This window comes from Nitrospirota bacterium, from assembly GCA_020846775.1.
GTDB lineage: Bacteria > Nitrospirota > 9FT-COMBO-42-15 > HDB-SIOI813 > HDB-SIOI813 > RBG-16-43-11.
Window position 1 is genome coordinate 1 of sequence record JADLDG010000023.1, and the last position, 16,006, is coordinate 16,006.

33 protein-coding genes are annotated in these 16,006 nt (G+C 42.9%); all 33 read left to right on the plus strand.

The genetic code is table 11. The annotated features are described in order from the left end of the window. A partial coding sequence (gene tuf, locus IT392_02600; GenBank protein MCC6543375.1) for an elongation factor Tu occupies positions 1–124 on the plus strand: 124 nt, incomplete at its 5' end. Positions 125–162: 38 nt separating this feature from the next. Then, positions 163–474 (plus strand): 30S ribosomal protein S10, encoded by a 312-nt coding sequence (rpsJ, locus tag IT392_02605; protein ID MCC6543376.1) that lies wholly within the window; start codon positions 163–165, stop codon positions 472–474. A 48-nt stretch (positions 475–522) separates the two neighbouring features. Continuing rightward, positions 523–1,152, plus strand: a complete 630-nt coding sequence (rplC, locus tag IT392_02610) for a 50S ribosomal protein L3 (GenBank protein MCC6543377.1) — start codon at positions 523–525, stop codon at positions 1,150–1,152. Between the two features lie 28 nt (positions 1,153–1,180). After that, entirely contained in the window at positions 1,181–1,804 is a 624-nt protein-coding gene (rplD, locus tag IT392_02615) for a 50S ribosomal protein L4 (GenBank protein ID MCC6543378.1), read from the plus strand. Beyond that, positions 1,801–2,094, plus strand: a complete 294-nt coding sequence (gene rplW, locus IT392_02620) for a 50S ribosomal protein L23 (protein ID MCC6543379.1) — start codon at positions 1,801–1,803, stop codon at positions 2,092–2,094. The genes rplD and rplW overlap by 4 nt, the downstream gene beginning before the upstream one ends. A gap of 3 nt (positions 2,095–2,097) precedes the next feature. Next, positions 2,098–2,919, plus strand: a complete 822-nt coding sequence (rplB, locus tag IT392_02625; GenBank protein MCC6543380.1) for a 50S ribosomal protein L2 — start codon at positions 2,098–2,100, stop codon at positions 2,917–2,919. A 5-nt stretch (positions 2,920–2,924) separates the two neighbouring features. Then, positions 2,925–3,212 carry a 30S ribosomal protein S19 gene (gene rpsS, locus IT392_02630; protein MCC6543381.1) on the plus strand — a complete coding sequence of 96 codons (288 nt, stop codon included), beginning with the start codon at positions 2,925–2,927 and terminating at the stop codon, positions 3,210–3,212. Positions 3,213–3,316: 104 nt separating this feature from the next. Beyond that, complete coding sequence (gene rplV, locus IT392_02635) at positions 3,317–3,667, plus strand: 50S ribosomal protein L22 (protein ID MCC6543382.1); 351 nt, start codon at positions 3,317–3,319, stop codon at positions 3,665–3,667. A gap of 19 nt (positions 3,668–3,686) precedes the next feature. Further along, complete coding sequence (gene rpsC, locus IT392_02640; protein ID MCC6543383.1) at positions 3,687–4,343, plus strand: 30S ribosomal protein S3; 657 nt, start codon at positions 3,687–3,689, stop codon at positions 4,341–4,343. After that, positions 4,330–4,749, plus strand: a complete 420-nt coding sequence (gene rplP / locus IT392_02645; GenBank protein ID MCC6543384.1) for a 50S ribosomal protein L16 — start codon at positions 4,330–4,332, stop codon at positions 4,747–4,749. Before rpsC ends, rplP begins: the two co-directional genes overlap by 14 nt. Then, positions 4,746–4,943 (plus strand): 50S ribosomal protein L29, encoded by a 198-nt coding sequence (gene rpmC, locus IT392_02650; protein MCC6543385.1) that lies wholly within the window; start codon positions 4,746–4,748, stop codon positions 4,941–4,943. The genes rplP and rpmC overlap by 4 nt, the downstream gene beginning before the upstream one ends. Further along, positions 4,943–5,206 carry a 30S ribosomal protein S17 gene (gene rpsQ / locus IT392_02655; GenBank protein MCC6543386.1) on the plus strand — a complete coding sequence of 88 codons (264 nt, stop codon included), beginning with the start codon at positions 4,943–4,945 and terminating at the stop codon, positions 5,204–5,206. The genes rpmC and rpsQ overlap by 1 nt, the downstream gene beginning before the upstream one ends. An 8-nt stretch (positions 5,207–5,214) precedes the next feature. Further along, positions 5,215–5,583 (plus strand): 50S ribosomal protein L14, encoded by a 369-nt coding sequence (gene rplN, locus IT392_02660; protein MCC6543387.1) that lies wholly within the window; start codon positions 5,215–5,217, stop codon positions 5,581–5,583. After that, positions 5,583–5,903, plus strand: coding sequence for a 50S ribosomal protein L24 (locus IT392_02665; GenBank protein MCC6543388.1), 321 nt, complete (start codon positions 5,583–5,585; stop codon positions 5,901–5,903). Before rplN ends, IT392_02665 begins: the two co-directional genes overlap by 1 nt. 56 nt (positions 5,904–5,959) lie before the next feature. Beyond that, a complete protein-coding gene (rplE, locus tag IT392_02670) occupies positions 5,960–6,499 on the plus strand; it encodes a 50S ribosomal protein L5 (protein ID MCC6543389.1) in 540 nt (179 codons plus the stop codon). 19 nt (positions 6,500–6,518) lie between these two features. Beyond that, positions 6,519–6,704: a type Z 30S ribosomal protein S14 gene (locus IT392_02675; protein ID MCC6543390.1), complete on the plus strand. Its 186-nt coding sequence runs from the start codon at positions 6,519–6,521 to the stop codon at positions 6,702–6,704. Between the two features lie 108 nt (positions 6,705–6,812). Then, complete coding sequence (rpsH, locus tag IT392_02680) at positions 6,813–7,211, plus strand: 30S ribosomal protein S8 (protein ID MCC6543391.1); 399 nt, start codon at positions 6,813–6,815, stop codon at positions 7,209–7,211. Between the two features lie 22 nt (positions 7,212–7,233). Beyond that, the gene (gene rplF / locus IT392_02685) at positions 7,234–7,773 is read left to right on the plus strand and encodes a 50S ribosomal protein L6 (protein ID MCC6543392.1); all 540 of its coding nucleotides are present in this window, start codon (positions 7,234–7,236) and stop codon (positions 7,771–7,773) included. After that, positions 7,770–8,132 (plus strand): 50S ribosomal protein L18, encoded by a 363-nt coding sequence (rplR, locus tag IT392_02690; GenBank protein ID MCC6543393.1) that lies wholly within the window; start codon positions 7,770–7,772, stop codon positions 8,130–8,132. The genes rplF and rplR overlap by 4 nt, the downstream gene beginning before the upstream one ends. A 28-nt stretch (positions 8,133–8,160) precedes the next feature. Beyond that, complete coding sequence (gene rpsE / locus IT392_02695; GenBank protein MCC6543394.1) at positions 8,161–8,658, plus strand: 30S ribosomal protein S5; 498 nt, start codon at positions 8,161–8,163, stop codon at positions 8,656–8,658. Between the two features lie 37 nt (positions 8,659–8,695). Continuing rightward, positions 8,696–8,890: a 50S ribosomal protein L30 gene (rpmD, locus tag IT392_02700; protein ID MCC6543395.1), complete on the plus strand. Its 195-nt coding sequence runs from the start codon at positions 8,696–8,698 to the stop codon at positions 8,888–8,890. Beyond that, a complete protein-coding gene (gene rplO, locus IT392_02705) occupies positions 8,877–9,320 on the plus strand; it encodes a 50S ribosomal protein L15 (protein MCC6543396.1) in 444 nt (147 codons plus the stop codon). The genes rpmD and rplO overlap by 14 nt, the downstream gene beginning before the upstream one ends. After that, positions 9,321–10,637, plus strand: coding sequence for a preprotein translocase subunit SecY (secY, locus tag IT392_02710; protein ID MCC6543397.1), 1,317 nt, complete (start codon positions 9,321–9,323; stop codon positions 10,635–10,637). Positions 10,638–10,747: 110 nt separating this feature from the next. Further along, complete coding sequence (locus IT392_02715; protein ID MCC6543398.1) at positions 10,748–11,386, plus strand: adenylate kinase; 639 nt, start codon at positions 10,748–10,750, stop codon at positions 11,384–11,386. A gap of 3 nt (positions 11,387–11,389) precedes the next feature. Beyond that, positions 11,390–12,136 (plus strand): type I methionyl aminopeptidase, encoded by a 747-nt coding sequence (map, locus tag IT392_02720; GenBank protein MCC6543399.1) that lies wholly within the window; start codon positions 11,390–11,392, stop codon positions 12,134–12,136. Between the two features lie 42 nt (positions 12,137–12,178). Beyond that, positions 12,179–12,397, plus strand: coding sequence for a translation initiation factor IF-1 (gene infA, locus IT392_02725; GenBank protein ID MCC6543400.1), 219 nt, complete (start codon positions 12,179–12,181; stop codon positions 12,395–12,397). Between the two features lie 22 nt (positions 12,398–12,419). After that, positions 12,420–12,533 (plus strand): 50S ribosomal protein L36, encoded by a 114-nt coding sequence (gene rpmJ / locus IT392_02730; protein ID MCC6543401.1) that lies wholly within the window; start codon positions 12,420–12,422, stop codon positions 12,531–12,533. Between the two features lie 85 nt (positions 12,534–12,618). Further along, positions 12,619–12,996: a 30S ribosomal protein S13 gene (rpsM, locus tag IT392_02735; GenBank protein ID MCC6543402.1), complete on the plus strand. Its 378-nt coding sequence runs from the start codon at positions 12,619–12,621 to the stop codon at positions 12,994–12,996. Between the two features lie 10 nt (positions 12,997–13,006). Then, a complete protein-coding gene (rpsK, locus tag IT392_02740) occupies positions 13,007–13,390 on the plus strand; it encodes a 30S ribosomal protein S11 (GenBank protein ID MCC6543403.1) in 384 nt (127 codons plus the stop codon). 13 nt (positions 13,391–13,403) lie between these two features. Continuing rightward, positions 13,404–14,039 (plus strand): 30S ribosomal protein S4, encoded by a 636-nt coding sequence (rpsD, locus tag IT392_02745; protein MCC6543404.1) that lies wholly within the window; start codon positions 13,404–13,406, stop codon positions 14,037–14,039. An 88-nt stretch (positions 14,040–14,127) separates the two neighbouring features. Then, a complete protein-coding gene (locus IT392_02750) occupies positions 14,128–15,162 on the plus strand; it encodes a DNA-directed RNA polymerase subunit alpha (GenBank protein ID MCC6543405.1) in 1,035 nt (344 codons plus the stop codon). Further along, positions 15,159–15,545, plus strand: a complete 387-nt coding sequence (gene rplQ, locus IT392_02755; protein MCC6543406.1) for a 50S ribosomal protein L17 — start codon at positions 15,159–15,161, stop codon at positions 15,543–15,545. The genes IT392_02750 and rplQ overlap by 4 nt, the downstream gene beginning before the upstream one ends. A 159-nt stretch (positions 15,546–15,704) precedes the next feature. Then, positions 15,705–15,992 carry a co-chaperone GroES gene (locus tag IT392_02760; GenBank protein ID MCC6543407.1) on the plus strand — a complete coding sequence of 96 codons (288 nt, stop codon included), beginning with the start codon at positions 15,705–15,707 and terminating at the stop codon, positions 15,990–15,992. The last annotated feature ends 14 nt before the right edge of the window (positions 15,993–16,006 follow it).

The window sequence follows — 16,006 nt, forward strand, 5'->3', positions numbered from 1 at the left end:
GGATAATATAACAGTGGAAGGGGATTTGATAACCCCTATAGCCATGACTGAGGGTTTGAGGTTTGCCGTTCGCGAGGGCGGAAAGACTGTAGGGGCAGGGGTCGTAACCAAGGTGATCGAGTAAAGTAGGGACATTCAGCATTAATAAAGGAAAAAGATGAAATGGCAATAGGTCAGAAGATACGGATAAGGTTAAAGGGATATGATTATAAATTGCTTGATCAGTCTGCAGCGGAGATTGTTGAGACAGCAAAACGGACCGGCGCAAGGGTGTCGGGTCCTATCCCTCTGCCAACTAGTATTAACAAGTTTACTGTTCTCAGGTCGCCGCACGTGGATAAGAAGTCGCGTGAGCAGTTCGAGATGCGGACACATAAACGGCTTATAGATATTTATGAACCGACTCCGGAAACAGCAGATGCATTAATGAAGTTAGATATATCAGCTGGTGTTGATGTGGAGATAAAATTATAAAAACGGCTGACTCGATATCAGCATGAATTTAGAAAGATAGAAACCAAAATGATTAATGGACTGATTGGAATAAAACACGGAATGGCTCAGATTTTTGCAGCAGATGGACGTGTAATACCTGTAACAGTGGTTGAAGCCGGGCCATGCAGGGTTATCAGGAAGAAGACCATTGAAAAAGATGGATATGAGTCTGCTCAGGTAGCGTTCAAGGATGCAAAGGAAAAACATCTTACAAAGCCTGTGTTGGGTCATTACAAAAAGCATGGCGCTGCTCCTTCAAGATATTTAGTTGAATTTAGCGGTGATATGGCGGCGCTAACGCCAGGGCAGGAGTTGACTGTAGAGGTATTTCAGGAAGGCGATATGGTTGATGTAAGTGGTGTGACCAAAGGAAAAGGATTTCAGGGGGTTATGAAGAGACATAAGTTTGCAGGTGGTCCGGCAACTCACGGATCCATGTTTCACAGGGCACCTGGGTCTATAGGATGCAGCGCCTATCCGTCAAGGGTCAGGAAAAACAAAAAGCTTCCGGGTCATATGGGGAGTAAGAGGCGCACTATTCAGAATCTCGAGGTAGTTGGGGTTCGTAAGGAGGATAACCTTCTTTTGATAAGGGGTGCGATACCTGGCAGCAAGGGATCTATAGTGTATGTAAAAAAAGCTGTAAAGAGCAGATAACTTACAAGAAAAGCGAGTGTGGGAGATTATGTTACAGGAACCAGTTGTAGATTTAAATAATAATGTCGTAGGCAATGTTGATCTTGATGAGAAGATTTTTGGCCAGCCTGTAAATGAGGCGCTTTTGCACGAGGCGGTAACTCTGTCATTAAATAATCAGAGGCAGGGAACTCATTCCACCAAGACGAGATCGTTTGTAAGCGGCGGTGGGAAAAAGCCATGGAAACAGAAAGGCTCCGGGAGGGCCAGGGCAGGATCATCCAGGTCTCCGGTATGGGTCGGTGGTGGTATTGTCTTTGGTCCGCATCCACGCGACTACTCGTATAGTATGCCAAGAAAGAAGGGCAGGCTTGCGCTATGCAGTGCCCTTGCATCAAAGCTGAAAGATAAGAACTTAACGATTATTGATGCATTTGGTATAAAGGATGGCAGGACAAAAGAGGTAGTATCTCTCCTTCGCAGGCTGAATGTTACTGGTAGTACCTTGATTGTATGTGACAGTCAAAACGAGTTGGTATACAGGGGTGGGCGTAATCTTCCCGGGGTTGTTGTTATGGATGTTGTGCAGATAAATGTATATGATCTCTTGAAATATAAGAACCTTATTATAACAAAAAATGGTATCGAGAAAGTAGCTGAGGTGTGGTCATGAATATTGATATCCATGACATAATCTGCTATCCGATTATTACGGAACGGAGTACCATGCTGAGAGAGGAAATGAACAAGGTGCTGTTTATTGTAAATTCGTATGCTAACAAGATACAGGTTAAGCGGGCAGTTGAAGAATTACTTAAAGTAAAGGTTGAAAAAGTTAATCTGATAAATATGCCGGGTAAGAAAAAAAGACTTGGTAAATTTGAAGGTATAATGCCGGGAAAGAAGAAGGCAGTGGTTACCCTGAGAAAAGGGGAGAAATTGGCAATATTTGAGGGTGCGTAAATTATGGGACTAAAAAAGTTTAAACCGACGTCTCCAGGTGTAAGGGGGAAGACAAGCCTTACGTTTGATGAGATTACGAAATCAACGCCTGAGAAGTCGTTGGTTTCATCAAAGAAGCGATATGGAGGCAGGAATAATAATGGGCGTATTACTGCTGATCATAAGGGTGGCGGACACAGGCAGCTCTACAGAAAGATTGACTTCAAGCGTGACAAGATATCTATACCTGCTAAAGTAGCGGCGATAGAGTATGATCCTAACAGGACTGCAAGGATTGCATTACTTCATTATGCTGATGGTGAAAAGAGGTATATTGTATGTCCCGAAGGATTGAAGGTTGGTGATCAGCTCAGTTCAGGACCGGAAAGTGAGATAAGGGTAGGTAATGCACTTCCATTATCAAATATTCCATTGGGAACGATGATTCACAATATTGAACTATTACCGGGCCGGGGTGCGAAGCTTGCGAGAAGTGCCGGCGCTGCAGTTCAGCTTATGGCCAAGGAAGGTGATTATGTGACGGTCAGGCTGGGGTCCGGTGAGATAAGGATGGTGCATGCGAGGTGTATGGCTACCCTTGGTCAGGTCGGAAACATAGAGCATTTCAACGTCTCTATAGGCAAGGCTGGAAGATCCAGGTGGCTTGGCAAGAGACCTCATGTAAGGGGAGTTGCTATGAATCCGGTTGACCATCCGCATGGCGGCGGTGAGGGTAAGACCTCCGGAGGCAGACATCCATGCACGCCATGGGGTAAGCCGACAAAGGGCTATAAGACTCGCAGGAATAAGACAACTGGCAAGTTAATTATCAAGCGGAGGAAGTAAGGTAAATGGCACGTTCTGTCAAAAAAGGTCCTTTTATAGATTCTCATCTTTCAAAGAAAATTGAAAATATGAATCGCGGAGGAGAGAAAAAGATATTAAAGACATGGTCAAGACGGTCAACTATAATCCCGGAAATGATAGGACATACCATAGCAGTTCACAACGGGAAAAAGTTTATCCCGGTCTACGTAACTGACAATATGATTGGTCACAAGCTTGGAGAGTTTTCCCCTACCAGATCGTTTAAGGGGCACTCAGGCGGTAAGACGGAGAAATCTACCTCATTAAAATAGTGATAAGTTTGAAGAAGCGATGAGCGTTAAGAAGCAATGAGCCATGAGTAGTTAGTAATGAGTTTGGGGAGATTATTTAGTTAATAAGGGGAGTTGTTAATTTTATGGAATCTAAAGCAATATTAAGATATGCGAGAGTGGCGCCAAGGAAGGCCAGGCGGGTGATGAATCTTGTCCGAGGCAAGAATGTGGGAGAGGCGCTTAATATACTTAAATTTCTTCCTCAGCATGCATCTTTTACGATTGATAAAGTACTGAAATCAGCTATAGCAAATGCCAGACAGAAAAATATTGGCGATGTAGATGAGCTGGTTATCAGCAGTGCCTTTGTAGATCATGGACCGGCGCTTAAAAGGTTTAAGGCGGGCCCGATGGGCAAGGGAATGAGCAGAAAGAAGCATATGAGTCATATAACAGTTGTCCTGTCTACAATAGAGGCAGCTAAGCGTCGTTAAGGTAAAGGGAGGGGTTAGATTGGGACAGAAGGTTCATCCGATTGGTTTCAGGTTAGGGTATATAAAGTTATGGAATTCCAGGTGGTATGCAGAGCGCGGATATGCAGCATTGCTGCATGAGGACCTGAAGGTGAGAAACCTTGTCAAAAGCAAGCTTGCTCACGCTGGAGTATCAATGATTGGAATTGAACGTTCTACGCAGACTGCCAAGGTCAACATTCATACTGCCAGACCAGGAATAATTATTGGCCGAAAGGGAGCAGAGGTAGATAAGCTGAAGAAGGACTTAGAAGCCCTTACAGGTAAGCAGATCTCAGTAAATATACTTGAGATCAAGAAACCGGAGATAGATTCACAGCTTGTTGCAGAGAACATTGCATCTCAGCTGGTAAAAAGAATAGCCTTCAGAAGGGCAATGAAGAAGAGCGTTGCCTCAGCAATGAGGTTTGGTGCACAGGGAATAAAGATACAATGCTCCGGTCGTTTGGCAGGTTCTGAAATTGCAAGGACAGAGTGGTATCGTGAAGGTCAGGTTCCGCTTCATACTCTGAGGGCTGATATTGACTACGGATTTGCCGAGGCTAAGACTACGTACGGCCAGATAGGCATAAAGGTATGGATATATAAAGGTGAGGTACTTTCTGACAGGGAGGATATAGCTGGTGTTAGCGCCTAAGAAGATAAAGCACAGAAAGGTTCAGAAAGGTCGCATGAACGGAAAGGCAACGAGAGGGGCCGAACTTAGTTTCGGAACATTCGGCATCAAGACTCTGGAACCGGGGTTGATTACTGCAAGGCAGATAGAGGCTGCCCGTATCGCTATTACACGGCATGTTAAACGTGGCGGTAAGGTGTGGATCAGGATATTCCCGGATAAGCCTGTAACAAAGAAGCCGGCTGAGACAAGAATGGGAAAAGGCAAGGGACCTGTTGAGGGGTGGGTAGCAGTTGTACTTCCGGGTCGTATATTATATGAGATGGATGGTGTTAGTAAGGAGGTCGCGAAAGAGGCATTGAGACTTGCTGCACATAAGCTTCCTGTTGCGACTAAATTCATAGAAAGAGGCGGGGATATAATATGAAGATGACAGAACTGCTCGCTGCCACAATAGAAGAGCTTAAGGGACGTGAGACTGAATTAAAGAGAGAGATGTTTAATCTCAGGTTTCAGCAGGCTGTCGGCGGCAGTCTTGAAAACCCGATGCGCATTAGAAATGTAAAGAGAGAAATAGCAAGGATTAAGACTGTGGCGCAGCAGCGAAAGGCGGAGGGGTAATGGTTGTGAAGAGGCGCAAAGAATTCGTGGGTAAGGTCGTAAGCGACAAGATGAATAAGACTGTAACGGTATTGGTTGAAAATCTGTACAAGCATCCAAAATACGGTAAAGTAGTCAAGATGCGTATGAAGTTTAAGGCTCATGATGAAGAAAACAAGTGTCATGCAGGTGACAAGGTGAAGATAATAGAGACAAGACCTATAAGTAAAGATAAACATTGGACAGTTGTTGACATACTTGAAAGCAGTCAGGCAGGGGAATAGGAAATTATATGATTCAGCCAAGAACAGTGTTAGAAGTTGCAGATAACTCAGGTGCAAAGAAAGTGATGTGTATTAGAGTAATGGGTGGATCCAACAGGAGATATGCCGGCATTGGGGATGTTATTGTTGTTAGTGTTAAGGAGGCAATCCCTGATGGAACTGCCAAGAAAGGGCAGGTTGCGAAGGCAGTAATTGTGAGGTCTGTTGACAGCATTCGCCGTGATGATGGATCCTACATCAGATTTGACAAGAATGCTGCGGTTCTTATTAATGCCCAGGGTGAACCGATCGGTACAAGAATATTCGGCCCCGTTGCCAGAGAACTGAGATGGAAGAAATTTATGAAGATTATTTCTCTTGCTCCGGAGGTGGTGTAATGCAGTTAAGAATAAAAAAAGGTGATACAGTAGAGGCCATTTACGGCAGAGAAAAAGGAAAGAGGGGGAAGGTACTAAGGGTATTGTCCTCAAAAGGCAGTCGGTATGTGCTGGTTGAGCAGATAAATATGATCAAGAAACACATGAAGCCTTCGCAGAAGATTAAAGAAGGCGGTATCATTGAAAGAGAAGGCCGCATGCATATATCCAACGTATCCATGGTTTGTCCAAAATGCAGTAAGGCAACCAGGGTAGGGGTGCAGGTCGGTGATGATAAGAAGCTGCGTTATTGTAAGAAGTGCAGGGAGATCATTGATTAGTTAACGTCGTACTTGAATAAAGGTATATTATGGGAAAAGGTCAAATAAAAAATAGTTTGCCAAGGTTAAAGGAAAAATATCAGAAAGAGGTTATTCCGGCACTTATTCAGGAGTTTTCTTATGAAAATCCTGTCAGGGCGCCTCATATCAAGAAGATTGTAGTCAACGCCGGAATTGGAGAGGCCGTTCAAAATGTTAAAATGCTGGATGGTGTGGTTGAAGAGCTGAAACAGATTTGCGGGCAGCAGCCACTGGTAACAAAGTCGAAGAAGGCTATTGCCAGCTATAAACTTCGAGAAGGAATGCCAATAGGCTGCAAAGTTACCCTCAGGGGAAACAGAATGTATGAGTTCCTGGACAGATTAATCAGTATAGCATTGCCGAGAATCAGGGATTTCAGGGGGATTAATGGAAATTCCTTTGATGGTATGGGAAATTATACACTGGGTTTGAAAGAACAGATAATTTTCCCGGAGATAAAGTATGAGACTGTGACATTTGTTCATGGATTTGATATCACAATAGTTACAAGCGCTGAGAATGACAATGAGGGTAAGGCCCTGTTGAGATTGATGGGGATGCCGTTTAGGAAATGACGTTACTGATGGAGGGAATGTGGCAAAGAAGTCTCTGATAGCAAAATCAAAACTGGATCCCAAGTTTAAGGTCCGCAAATATAACCGATGTCCGTTGTGCGGCAGATCAAGGGCGTTTTTGCGGAAATTTCAGATGTGCCGTATATGTTTCAGGTCTAATAGCCTGTTGGGTAATATCCCGGGCGTGATTAAGTCGAGCTGGTAACATAAGAAGCAATGAGTGTAAAGCAATGGGTAATGAGGTAAACATAAATAAGTGTTGATGACCTGGATTCTAACGGTTTGGAATCCTATTAATTTGGAGTAATTTAATATGGTAATGACAGATCCAATAGCAGACATGTTGACCAGAATCAGGAATGCGAGTAATCAAAAGCATTCAGCTGTTGATATACCTATATCTAAGTTGAAACTTGAGATGGCGAGGATTCTTAAAGAAAGTGGTTTTGTTCAAAATTACAACGTTGATGGAGAAGGTAAAGATAAAAAGATATCTGTACAGTTGAGGTACAACCGGAATGATGCCCCGGTCATTACAGGTTTAAAACGTATCAGTAAACCAGGATGCAGGGTTTATGTAGGTAAAGATGAGGTCCCCCGGGTAATAGGAGGGATTGGGATAGCCATACTTTCGACTTCGAGGGGACTTCTTTCAGATAAAGAAGCACGGAAAGATAAAGTAGGCGGTGAAGTTTTGTGTTATGTTTGGTAAAAAATACTAAGGGGTAAACAAAGTGTCGAGGATTGGTAAGAAACCTATAGCAATACCCAAAGGGGTAGAAGTTAAAGTAGAAAGTAATATTGTATCTGTTAAGGGACCTAAGGGTAGTTTACAGAGAACATTCTCAAGAGATGTAAATATTACAAATCATGAAGGTACAGTCACAGTGGCATCTGTTGGGAATGAAAAACAATACAGATCTCTTCATGGCCTTACAAGAACGCTCATATCCAATATGGTGGAAGGTGTAACAAACGGATATGAAAAGGTGCTTGAGATCAGCGGTGTTGGTTACAAGTCAGCTATGCAGGGCAGAAACATAATGCTGAATTTGGGTTTCTCTCATCAGGTTATTTATCCACTTCCTGACGGGATTGACGCCGCTATTGATAAACAGACTGTTATAACCCTTAAGGGGTCTGACAAGGAGTTATTAGGTCAGGTAGCCGCCAATATACGCGGAATGCGTTTACCTGAACCATATAAAGGCAAGGGAATAAAGTATAAGAATGAGCGAATAGTAAGAAAGGCCGGAAAGACCGGTAAGAAATAAGGAGGAGGACGTTGTCTAAGGAAGATTTGCGGGAAAAACGACATAAGAGGGTCAGAAAAAAGATTGCGGGAACGCAGGAGAGGCCCAGGTTGTGTGTATACAAGAGTAACCGCTACATATATGCCCAGATTATTGATGATATGAAGGGTCACACACTCGCGAGTGCATCATCCATTGAGGAAGCGATTCGGACTGAAAATGTCAACTGTGAGATATCAAGAAAAGTTGGTGCGTTAATTGGAACAAGGGCAGTGGAACGTGGCATAAAAGTAGTAGTATTTGATCGCAGTGGTTACAGGTATCATGGCAATATTAAATCTCTTGCAGATGGCGCAAGGGAAAGCGGACTGGAATTTTAATATTGCTTAATTGATTATGGGGGGTGTCTTGAAGAAGATTAATCCAGATGAGCTTACTTTAAAGGATAAAGTTGTTCACATAAATCGCGTTGCAAAAGTCGTTAAAGGCGGCAGGAGGTTTAGCTTCAGTGCCCTCGTTGTTATTGGTGATGAAAACGGATGTGTCGGATTTGGTAAGGGCAAGGCAGCCGAAGTACCGGAGGCGATACGGAAGGCCATGGAACATGCCAAGAAAAATCTTGTAAGATTTCCTTTAACTAATACTACTGTGCCTCATGAGATCATTGGACATTTTGGTGCAGAGGCAGTGGTCATCAGGCCGGCTTCATCAGGAACCGGGATAATTGCCGGTGGGGCAGTCAGGGCGATGATGGAAGTTGCCGGTGTACAAAACGTATTATGTAAGTCTCTTGGAAGTGGAAATCCTTTTAATGTCGTACGTGCCACTTTAGAAGGCTTAAAATTATTAAGGGTGCCGGAGGAAGTCATTAAATTACGCGAAGCAGCAATTGGAAGTGTGCAATAGTCGCAGGCGATAACCCCTGAATTATCCGGAGAAAATAATGAAAAAGATTGAAATAAAACAGGTAAGGAGTGGTATAGGGACTCCTGAAAAACATAGATTGACAATTAAGGCATTGGGATTGAGGCGCATTGGGCATACAGTTCTAAGGGAAGATACACCGGAAATAAGAGGAATGGTTTGGAAGATAAAACATCTTGTGGAGGTGTCGGAGGGGGTAGATGAAGCTAAATGAGTTAAGACCTGCAAAGGGCGCTAAAAAGAAACGTAAAATAGTAGGCAGGGGGCCGGGATCAGGCCACGGCAAGACATCTACAAAGGGACATAAGGGACAGCTTGCCCGATCAGGCGGAGGAAAGGGGCCTGGATTTGAAGGCGGTCAGATGCCGCTACATAGAAGGTTGATCAAGAGAGGTTTTAATAATCCTTTTAAAATCAGGTACGATGTGGTTAATCTTGATACCCTGGAAAAATATTTTCATGCAGGAGAAGCCGTAACACCAGAGACCCTTTCAGGTAAGGGTATTATTAAACGATCTGCAGATGCAGTCAAGATCCTCAGCCGCGGAGAGATAAGCAAGCCACTGTCTGTACAGGCAAATAAATTCAGCAGGAAGGCTGTAGAGATGATTTTGAGTGCCGGTGGAACTGCAGAGGTAATTTAAGTGTTCGATAGAATAGTCAACAGTATTAAGAATGTATTAAAGATTGAAGAGCTGAGAAGCAGGATCCTTTTCACATTTGGGTTACTTGCAATTTACCGTCTTGGAGCCCATACCCCGACTCCTGGAATCAATGGCGCCGCACTAAGTCAGTTTTTGCGTGACAAGGGTGGTGCACTCATGGGATTTTTTGATATATTCTCCGGCGGTGCCCTGTCAAAACTTTCAATATTTGCACTGGGCATCATGCCTTATATATCTGCGTCTATTATCCTGCAGTTGCTTACTGTAGTTATACCTACACTGGCAAATCTGGCCAAGGAGGGCGAGAGCGGGCGTCGCACCATTACACAATATACCAGATATCTGACGGTTTTAATAAGTTTTATTCAATCATTCGGTATTGCTGTAGGTCTGGAAGGTATGCAGAATGGGATGTTTATTCAAACCCCTGGATGGTCATTTCGCTTGATGACAGTACTTACCCTTACGACAGGCACTATCTTTGTCATGTGGCTTGGTGAACAGATCAATGAACGTGGAATTGGAAATGGTATATCAATTATTATCTTCGCAGGTATTATTGCCAATATACCTCAGGCTGCAATAAACACATTCAGGCTTTACATCGCAGGTCAGATTGGCGCCTTCTTGTTAATAATAGTAGCTATTATGATACTTGCTGTTACTGCTGTAGTCGTATATATTGAGAGTGCAAAAAGGAAGATACCTGTGCAGTATGCCAAACGTGTTGTGGGCAGAAAGGTATATGGAGGACAGAGTACACACATCCCGCTTAAATTAAATACGGCAGGTGTAATACCTCCCATTTTTGCATCTTCACTAATAGCATTTCCAGCTATGGTTGCAGGGTTTATTGCAGTTCCCTGGGTTAACTCAATCGCCAATCAATTTGCTCCGGGATCATTTCTATACACGTTCCTTTATGCAGTGCTGATAATATTCTTCTGCTATTTTTATACAGCTGTTGTCTTAAATCCTGTTGATATGGCAGATAATATGAAGAAATATGGAGGATTTATTCCTGGTATAAGGCCCGGACAGAGGACGTCAGACTACATATACAAGGTAATGTCGAGGCTTACATTAATTGGCGCCCTCTATTTAACTGCCGTATCAATACTGCCGGAACTTCTCGTAGCTTATGCACATGTGCCGTTTTACTTTGGAGGTACGTCAGTGCTGATTGTTATTGTAGTTGCCATGGACACTGCACAGCAGATTGAGACACATATGATAAGCAGGAACTACGAAGGTTTTCTGAAAAAAGGACGGGTCAAGAACAAGGGGTCGTGGTAGATCATAAAGTCTTTGCAGATCTCAGGTGATGCTGAAATAATGTTAAAATGAGTTCAGCTCACTGTTTATATGATAAGAAAGTGGAAAGACATGGATGGTAGAAGGTCAGCATGAATTTTATACTGTTAGGACCGCCAGGTGTAGGCAAGGGTACTCAGGCATGGAAGCTTGCTGAAAAATATGGCATTCCGCAGATATCCACAGGGGATATGCTGCGTGAGGCGATACAAAATGGGACTGAACTTGGCATACAAGCCAGATCATATATGGATAGTGGTAAACTCGTGCCTGACGAGGTTGTTATCGGGATAGTAGAAGAGCGGTTGAGGATGAGTGATTGTGTCTCTGGTTGGATACTTGACGGATTCCCGCGGACCATTCAACAGGCGTCGGCATTGGATATGATGTTAAGCAAAAATAATTCCAAAATTGACCATGTCCTGAGTCTTGAGGCTGCAGAAGAGGATGTTGTAAAGAGGCTAAGCGGAAGAAGGAGTTGTGAGGGATGCCAGAAAACATTTAACTTGCATTATAATTTGCCAAAGAAAGAAGGAGTCTGCGACAGTTGTGGCGGCCGGCTGGTTCAGAGAAAAGATGATCAGGAAGAAACTGTCAGAAAGAGGATGATGGTATACAGGGAAAGTACAGAACCACTTATTTCGTATTATAAAGAACGTGGGACGTTAAAAAGGGTAGACGCGAATGGAGACATTGCGGGTGTATTTGATTTAATTTGTTCCATGCTTTAGAATATGATAATTATTAAGTCCCGGAAAGAGATTGAAAAGATAAGGGCATCCTGTATAATTGTTGCCGGGGCGCTTGATGAGTTAAAAAAAAAGGTGCGATCCGGGATAACGACAAGGGAATTGGATAGAATCGCAGAGGATTTTATAATTAAACATGGCGGGAAACCTGCTTTTAAAGGATACAAGGGTTACCCGAGTGCGACGTGCATATCAGTAAATGAAGAAATAGTGCATGGAATTCCATCAACAAGAGAATTAAAGGATGGTGACATCGTTAGCATTGATATAGGAGTCCTGCTTGATGGGTATTATGGTGATGCAGCAATTACTGTACCGGTTGATGAAGTAGATAGCGAAAGCAAGAGGCTTCTGGATGTGACTGAGAAATCGCTGTATAAGGCATTGGAGCTTGCAGAAACAGGCAACAGGGTGTCTGATATATCCTGCTCCATTCAGGATTATGTAGAAAAAGAAGGTTTCTCGGTTGTAAGAGATTTTGTGGGTCACGGAATAGGGAGTTCCCTTCATGAAGATCCGCCGGTTCCGAATTATGGCGAACGGGGAAAGGGCCCAAGATTGAAGGCCGGGATGGTGCTGGCAATAGAGCCTATGGTAAATGCCGGCAGCAGTGACCTGGTTGTTCTGGATAATGGGTGGACAGCTGTAACCATAGACAAATGTCGTTCTGCACATTTTGAACATACCGTGGCGATTACAGGGGATGGTCATGAGATATTGAGTATGCTATAATATTTAATTTACTTATTTAAAATATCAAGATAATTCATAAAAATGGCAAAAGAAGATTCAATTGAGGTACAGGGTACAATCATAGAGACGCTGCCTAATGCAATGTTTAAAGTTACATTGGATAACGGGCACAAAGTATTAGCCCATGTTTCAGGGAAGATGAGGATGCATTTTATTAAAATTCTGCCAGGCGATAAGGTAACGATAGAACTATCTCCCTATGACCTGACAAGAGGGCGAATTGTATATCGCTTCAAGTAGCTGATTAGAGAGGAGCTTCATCATGAAAGTCAGATCATCTGTAAAAAAAATGTGTATTAAATGTAAGATTATAAGACGCAAGGGAACATTACGCATTCTCTGTTCAAATTCAAGACATAAACAGAGGCAGGGGTAAGAACGGATTTTATAATCATAAGTCAGGAAGTAATATGCAATATGTTAAAGCAAAAAACTGACTTAATTAAAGAGGGGATTACAAATTGGCAAGAATAGAAGGAGTTGATTTACCGGGTGTTAAGAGAGTAGAAGTTGGCCTGACTTACATTTTTGGCATCGGTCGCAGTGCATCCAGGAAGATACTGGCTGCAGCTAATATTGATTTGAACAAGAAGGTCAAAGATCTTACAGAAGAGGAAGTAACTGCGATCAGGGATGAAATAGATAAGAACTTTACAGTCGAAGGTGATCTCAGACGTAAGGTTGCGATGAATATTAAACGGCTTATTGACATCGGAAGTTATAGAGGAGGCAGGCATAGACGGTCTCTCCCTCTGCGTGGACAGAGAACAAAAACGAATGCGAGAACCAGAAAGGGACCGCGTCGTACAATAGGTAATAAGAAGAAAGAAACTAAGTGAGGCAATAGAAATGGCTAAAAAGACACCAAAGAAAAAGGAAAAAAAGAATATTCAGACCGGAGTTGCCCATGTTCAGGCATCTTTCAATAATACGATTGTCACTATAACGGACGTTGGCGGAAATGTAATAGCCTGGTGTAGTGCTGGATCTGAAGGTTTCAAAGGGTCAAGGAAAAGCACACCTTTCGCTGCTCAGAAGGCTGCAGAGACAGCTGCAAGAAAGGGCATGGAACATGGATTACGTCATGTCGAGGTGCTTGTTACGGGTCCTGGCGCCGGTAGGGAGTCTGCAATCAGGGCGCTTCAGGCAGCAGGATTAAAGATTAATGCAATCAAAGATGTTACACCTATTCCTCATAATGGCTGCAGACCGCCAAAGCGGAGAAGGGTGTAGGAGGGAGACTTAGTTGGCTAGATACATCGGTCCTGTCTGCAGGATGTGCAGACGAGAAGGAATGAAGTTATATTTTAAAGGCAGTAGATGTATGACTGAAAAGTGTGCTTTTGAAAGGAGAGGTTATCCTCCAGGTGTACATGGTCAGCGTGCGCATAGGGGGTCGAAAGCGACCAACTACTGCATTCAGTTGAGGGAAAAGCAAAAGGTTAAGCGCGTATATGGTCTTTTGGAGGCACAGTTCAGAGGTTACTTTACAAAGGTATCTAAGAGAAAAGGGGTTACAGGTGAATTGTTGCTGCAAATGCTTGAGCGAAGACTGGATAATGCGGTCTTCAGGTCAGGGTTTGCTGAATCACGAAATGAGGCAAGACAATTAGTTAGACATGGTCATTTCCTGGTCAATGGGAAGAAAGTCAATCTTCCGTCATATCAGATTAAGGAAGGTGACATTATTGAGATAAAGGAAAAGAGCCGTGAGGATGTCAGATTAAAAGATGCCGTTGCAAACCTTGGAAACAAAACTATTCCGTCCTGGTTAGGTGTGGAAGGCGATAATTTCAGGGCACGTGTAACTGGACTTCCGGCCAGAGATGAGATACTGTTGCCGATAAGTGAGCAATTGATAGTAGAGCTCTACTCTAAGTAAATGCGGCTGTAACTACATATAAGCCGGGTGTATTTACCCGGGAGTAGCGAAGGTACTGATATAAGAAAATATTATTCAGGGGGAGCTAATGATAATAAGGACTAAAGACTTTCAGATTCCAAAAAAATTAGAAGTAAACAGCGATACATTAACACCAACATATGGAGAATTTTACGCAGAGCCGTTTGAAAGAGGCTTTGGTGTTACTATTGGAAATTCGCTTAGAAGAGTTCTATTATCCTCAATTGTTGGCGCAGCCATAACATCTGTCAAAATAAACAATGTGCTTCACGAGTTTTCTGCTATCCCTGGGGTAAAGGAAGATGTAACGGACATTATTCTAACATTAAAGAATCTTAGATTGAAGATGTATACTGATAAACCAAAAACGATTTACCTTCAGAAAAAGGGCCCTGGCACTGCGCTTGGCAGGGATATTATTCATGATGCAGATGTTGAGATATTAACACCTGATCTTGTAATAGCTACGATAGAAAAAGATGCAGCGCTGGATATGGAAATGACTGTTAAGCTTGGGCGGGGTTACATTACATCAGAACGTAATAAAGAAGAGGGTCTGCCTATAGGTGTGATACCGATAGACTCTATATTTTCACCAGTTACCCGCGTTAATGTACGCATTGAAAATGCACGTGTAGGAAAACAAACAGACTATGATCGTCTCATCCTGGAGGTCTGGACCGACGGCAGTATAAAACCAGGCGAAGCTATTAATCATGCTGCAAGAATAGTAAAGGATAACTTGAATATTTTTGCTGAAGGTGATATAGATGAAGATGAAAAAGATGATGTGGTAAGTGTAGAAGAATCTCCGTCAGGGAGAGAGGAAGTCATTGAAGGGAATAAGTCTGATACAGCAAAAAATCTTTTCCGGAGTGTGGAGGAACTTGAGTTGTCTGTAAGGTCAGCCAATTGCCTTAAAAATGCCAACATATACACACTCGCGGATCTTGTAAAAAGAACAGAGAATGAGATGCTGGAGACAAAGAACTTTGGCAGAAAATCACTTAATGAGATTAAGGAACTTTTAATATCTATGGGGCTGGCATTTGGCATGGATGTGGACAGCCTTATTAAAAATGACGAAGGGCAGAAGATATGAGACACAAAAATGCGGGAAAACAATTAAGCAGGGATACAAAACATAGAAGGTCATTATTCAGAAACCTTGTAACTGCACTGATGGAACATGGCAGGATTGAGACAACGCTTGCCAAGGCAAAAACGGTCAGGCCGATTGCTGAGAAGATGATTACAATTGGCAAGAGAGGAACTCTTCATGACAGGAGACAGGCGCTTGCATACATTAAGAGTGAATCTGTCGTTACAAAGTTGTTTGAGTCGCTGTCACCTCGTTTTCTTGACAGGTCAGGTGGTTATACCCGGATTATCAGGACGAGACGTAGACTGGGCGATTCAGCAGAGATGGCTATATTGGAATTGGTTAATATTGGGAAAGATGCCGGTAAGAAGGAGACCGCCTGAATCTGCGTTGTCACACCCGTCTCTAATATTCAAAATAATTAAAATTTTATAATATCAGGACTTGCCTTTTTCAAAATAGTGATTATATATCAACCTTGTCAATGCAGCACAAACATTGTGCTTTTAACATCAACTTAATCAAAGAAAGGAGGCGAAAACATGTCAGGAACTACAAAGATCAACCAAAAATTCAGGCCCTTAAAGGACCGCGTATTTGTCAGTTATGCTGAAGAAGGTGATAAGACAGCAGGCGGGATTTATCTGCCGGAGACTGCTAAAGAAAAACCACAGAAAGGTAAAGTCGAGGCTATAGGTAGTGAAGTCAAAGAGATTAAGGCAGGAGATACAATTCTCTTTGATAAATATTCCGGATCCAAGACAAACATTGATGGTACTGAGTATCTGATTCTGAAAGAAGAGGATATCCTGGGCGTACTGGAAGGTTAGATGGGAATTTTATT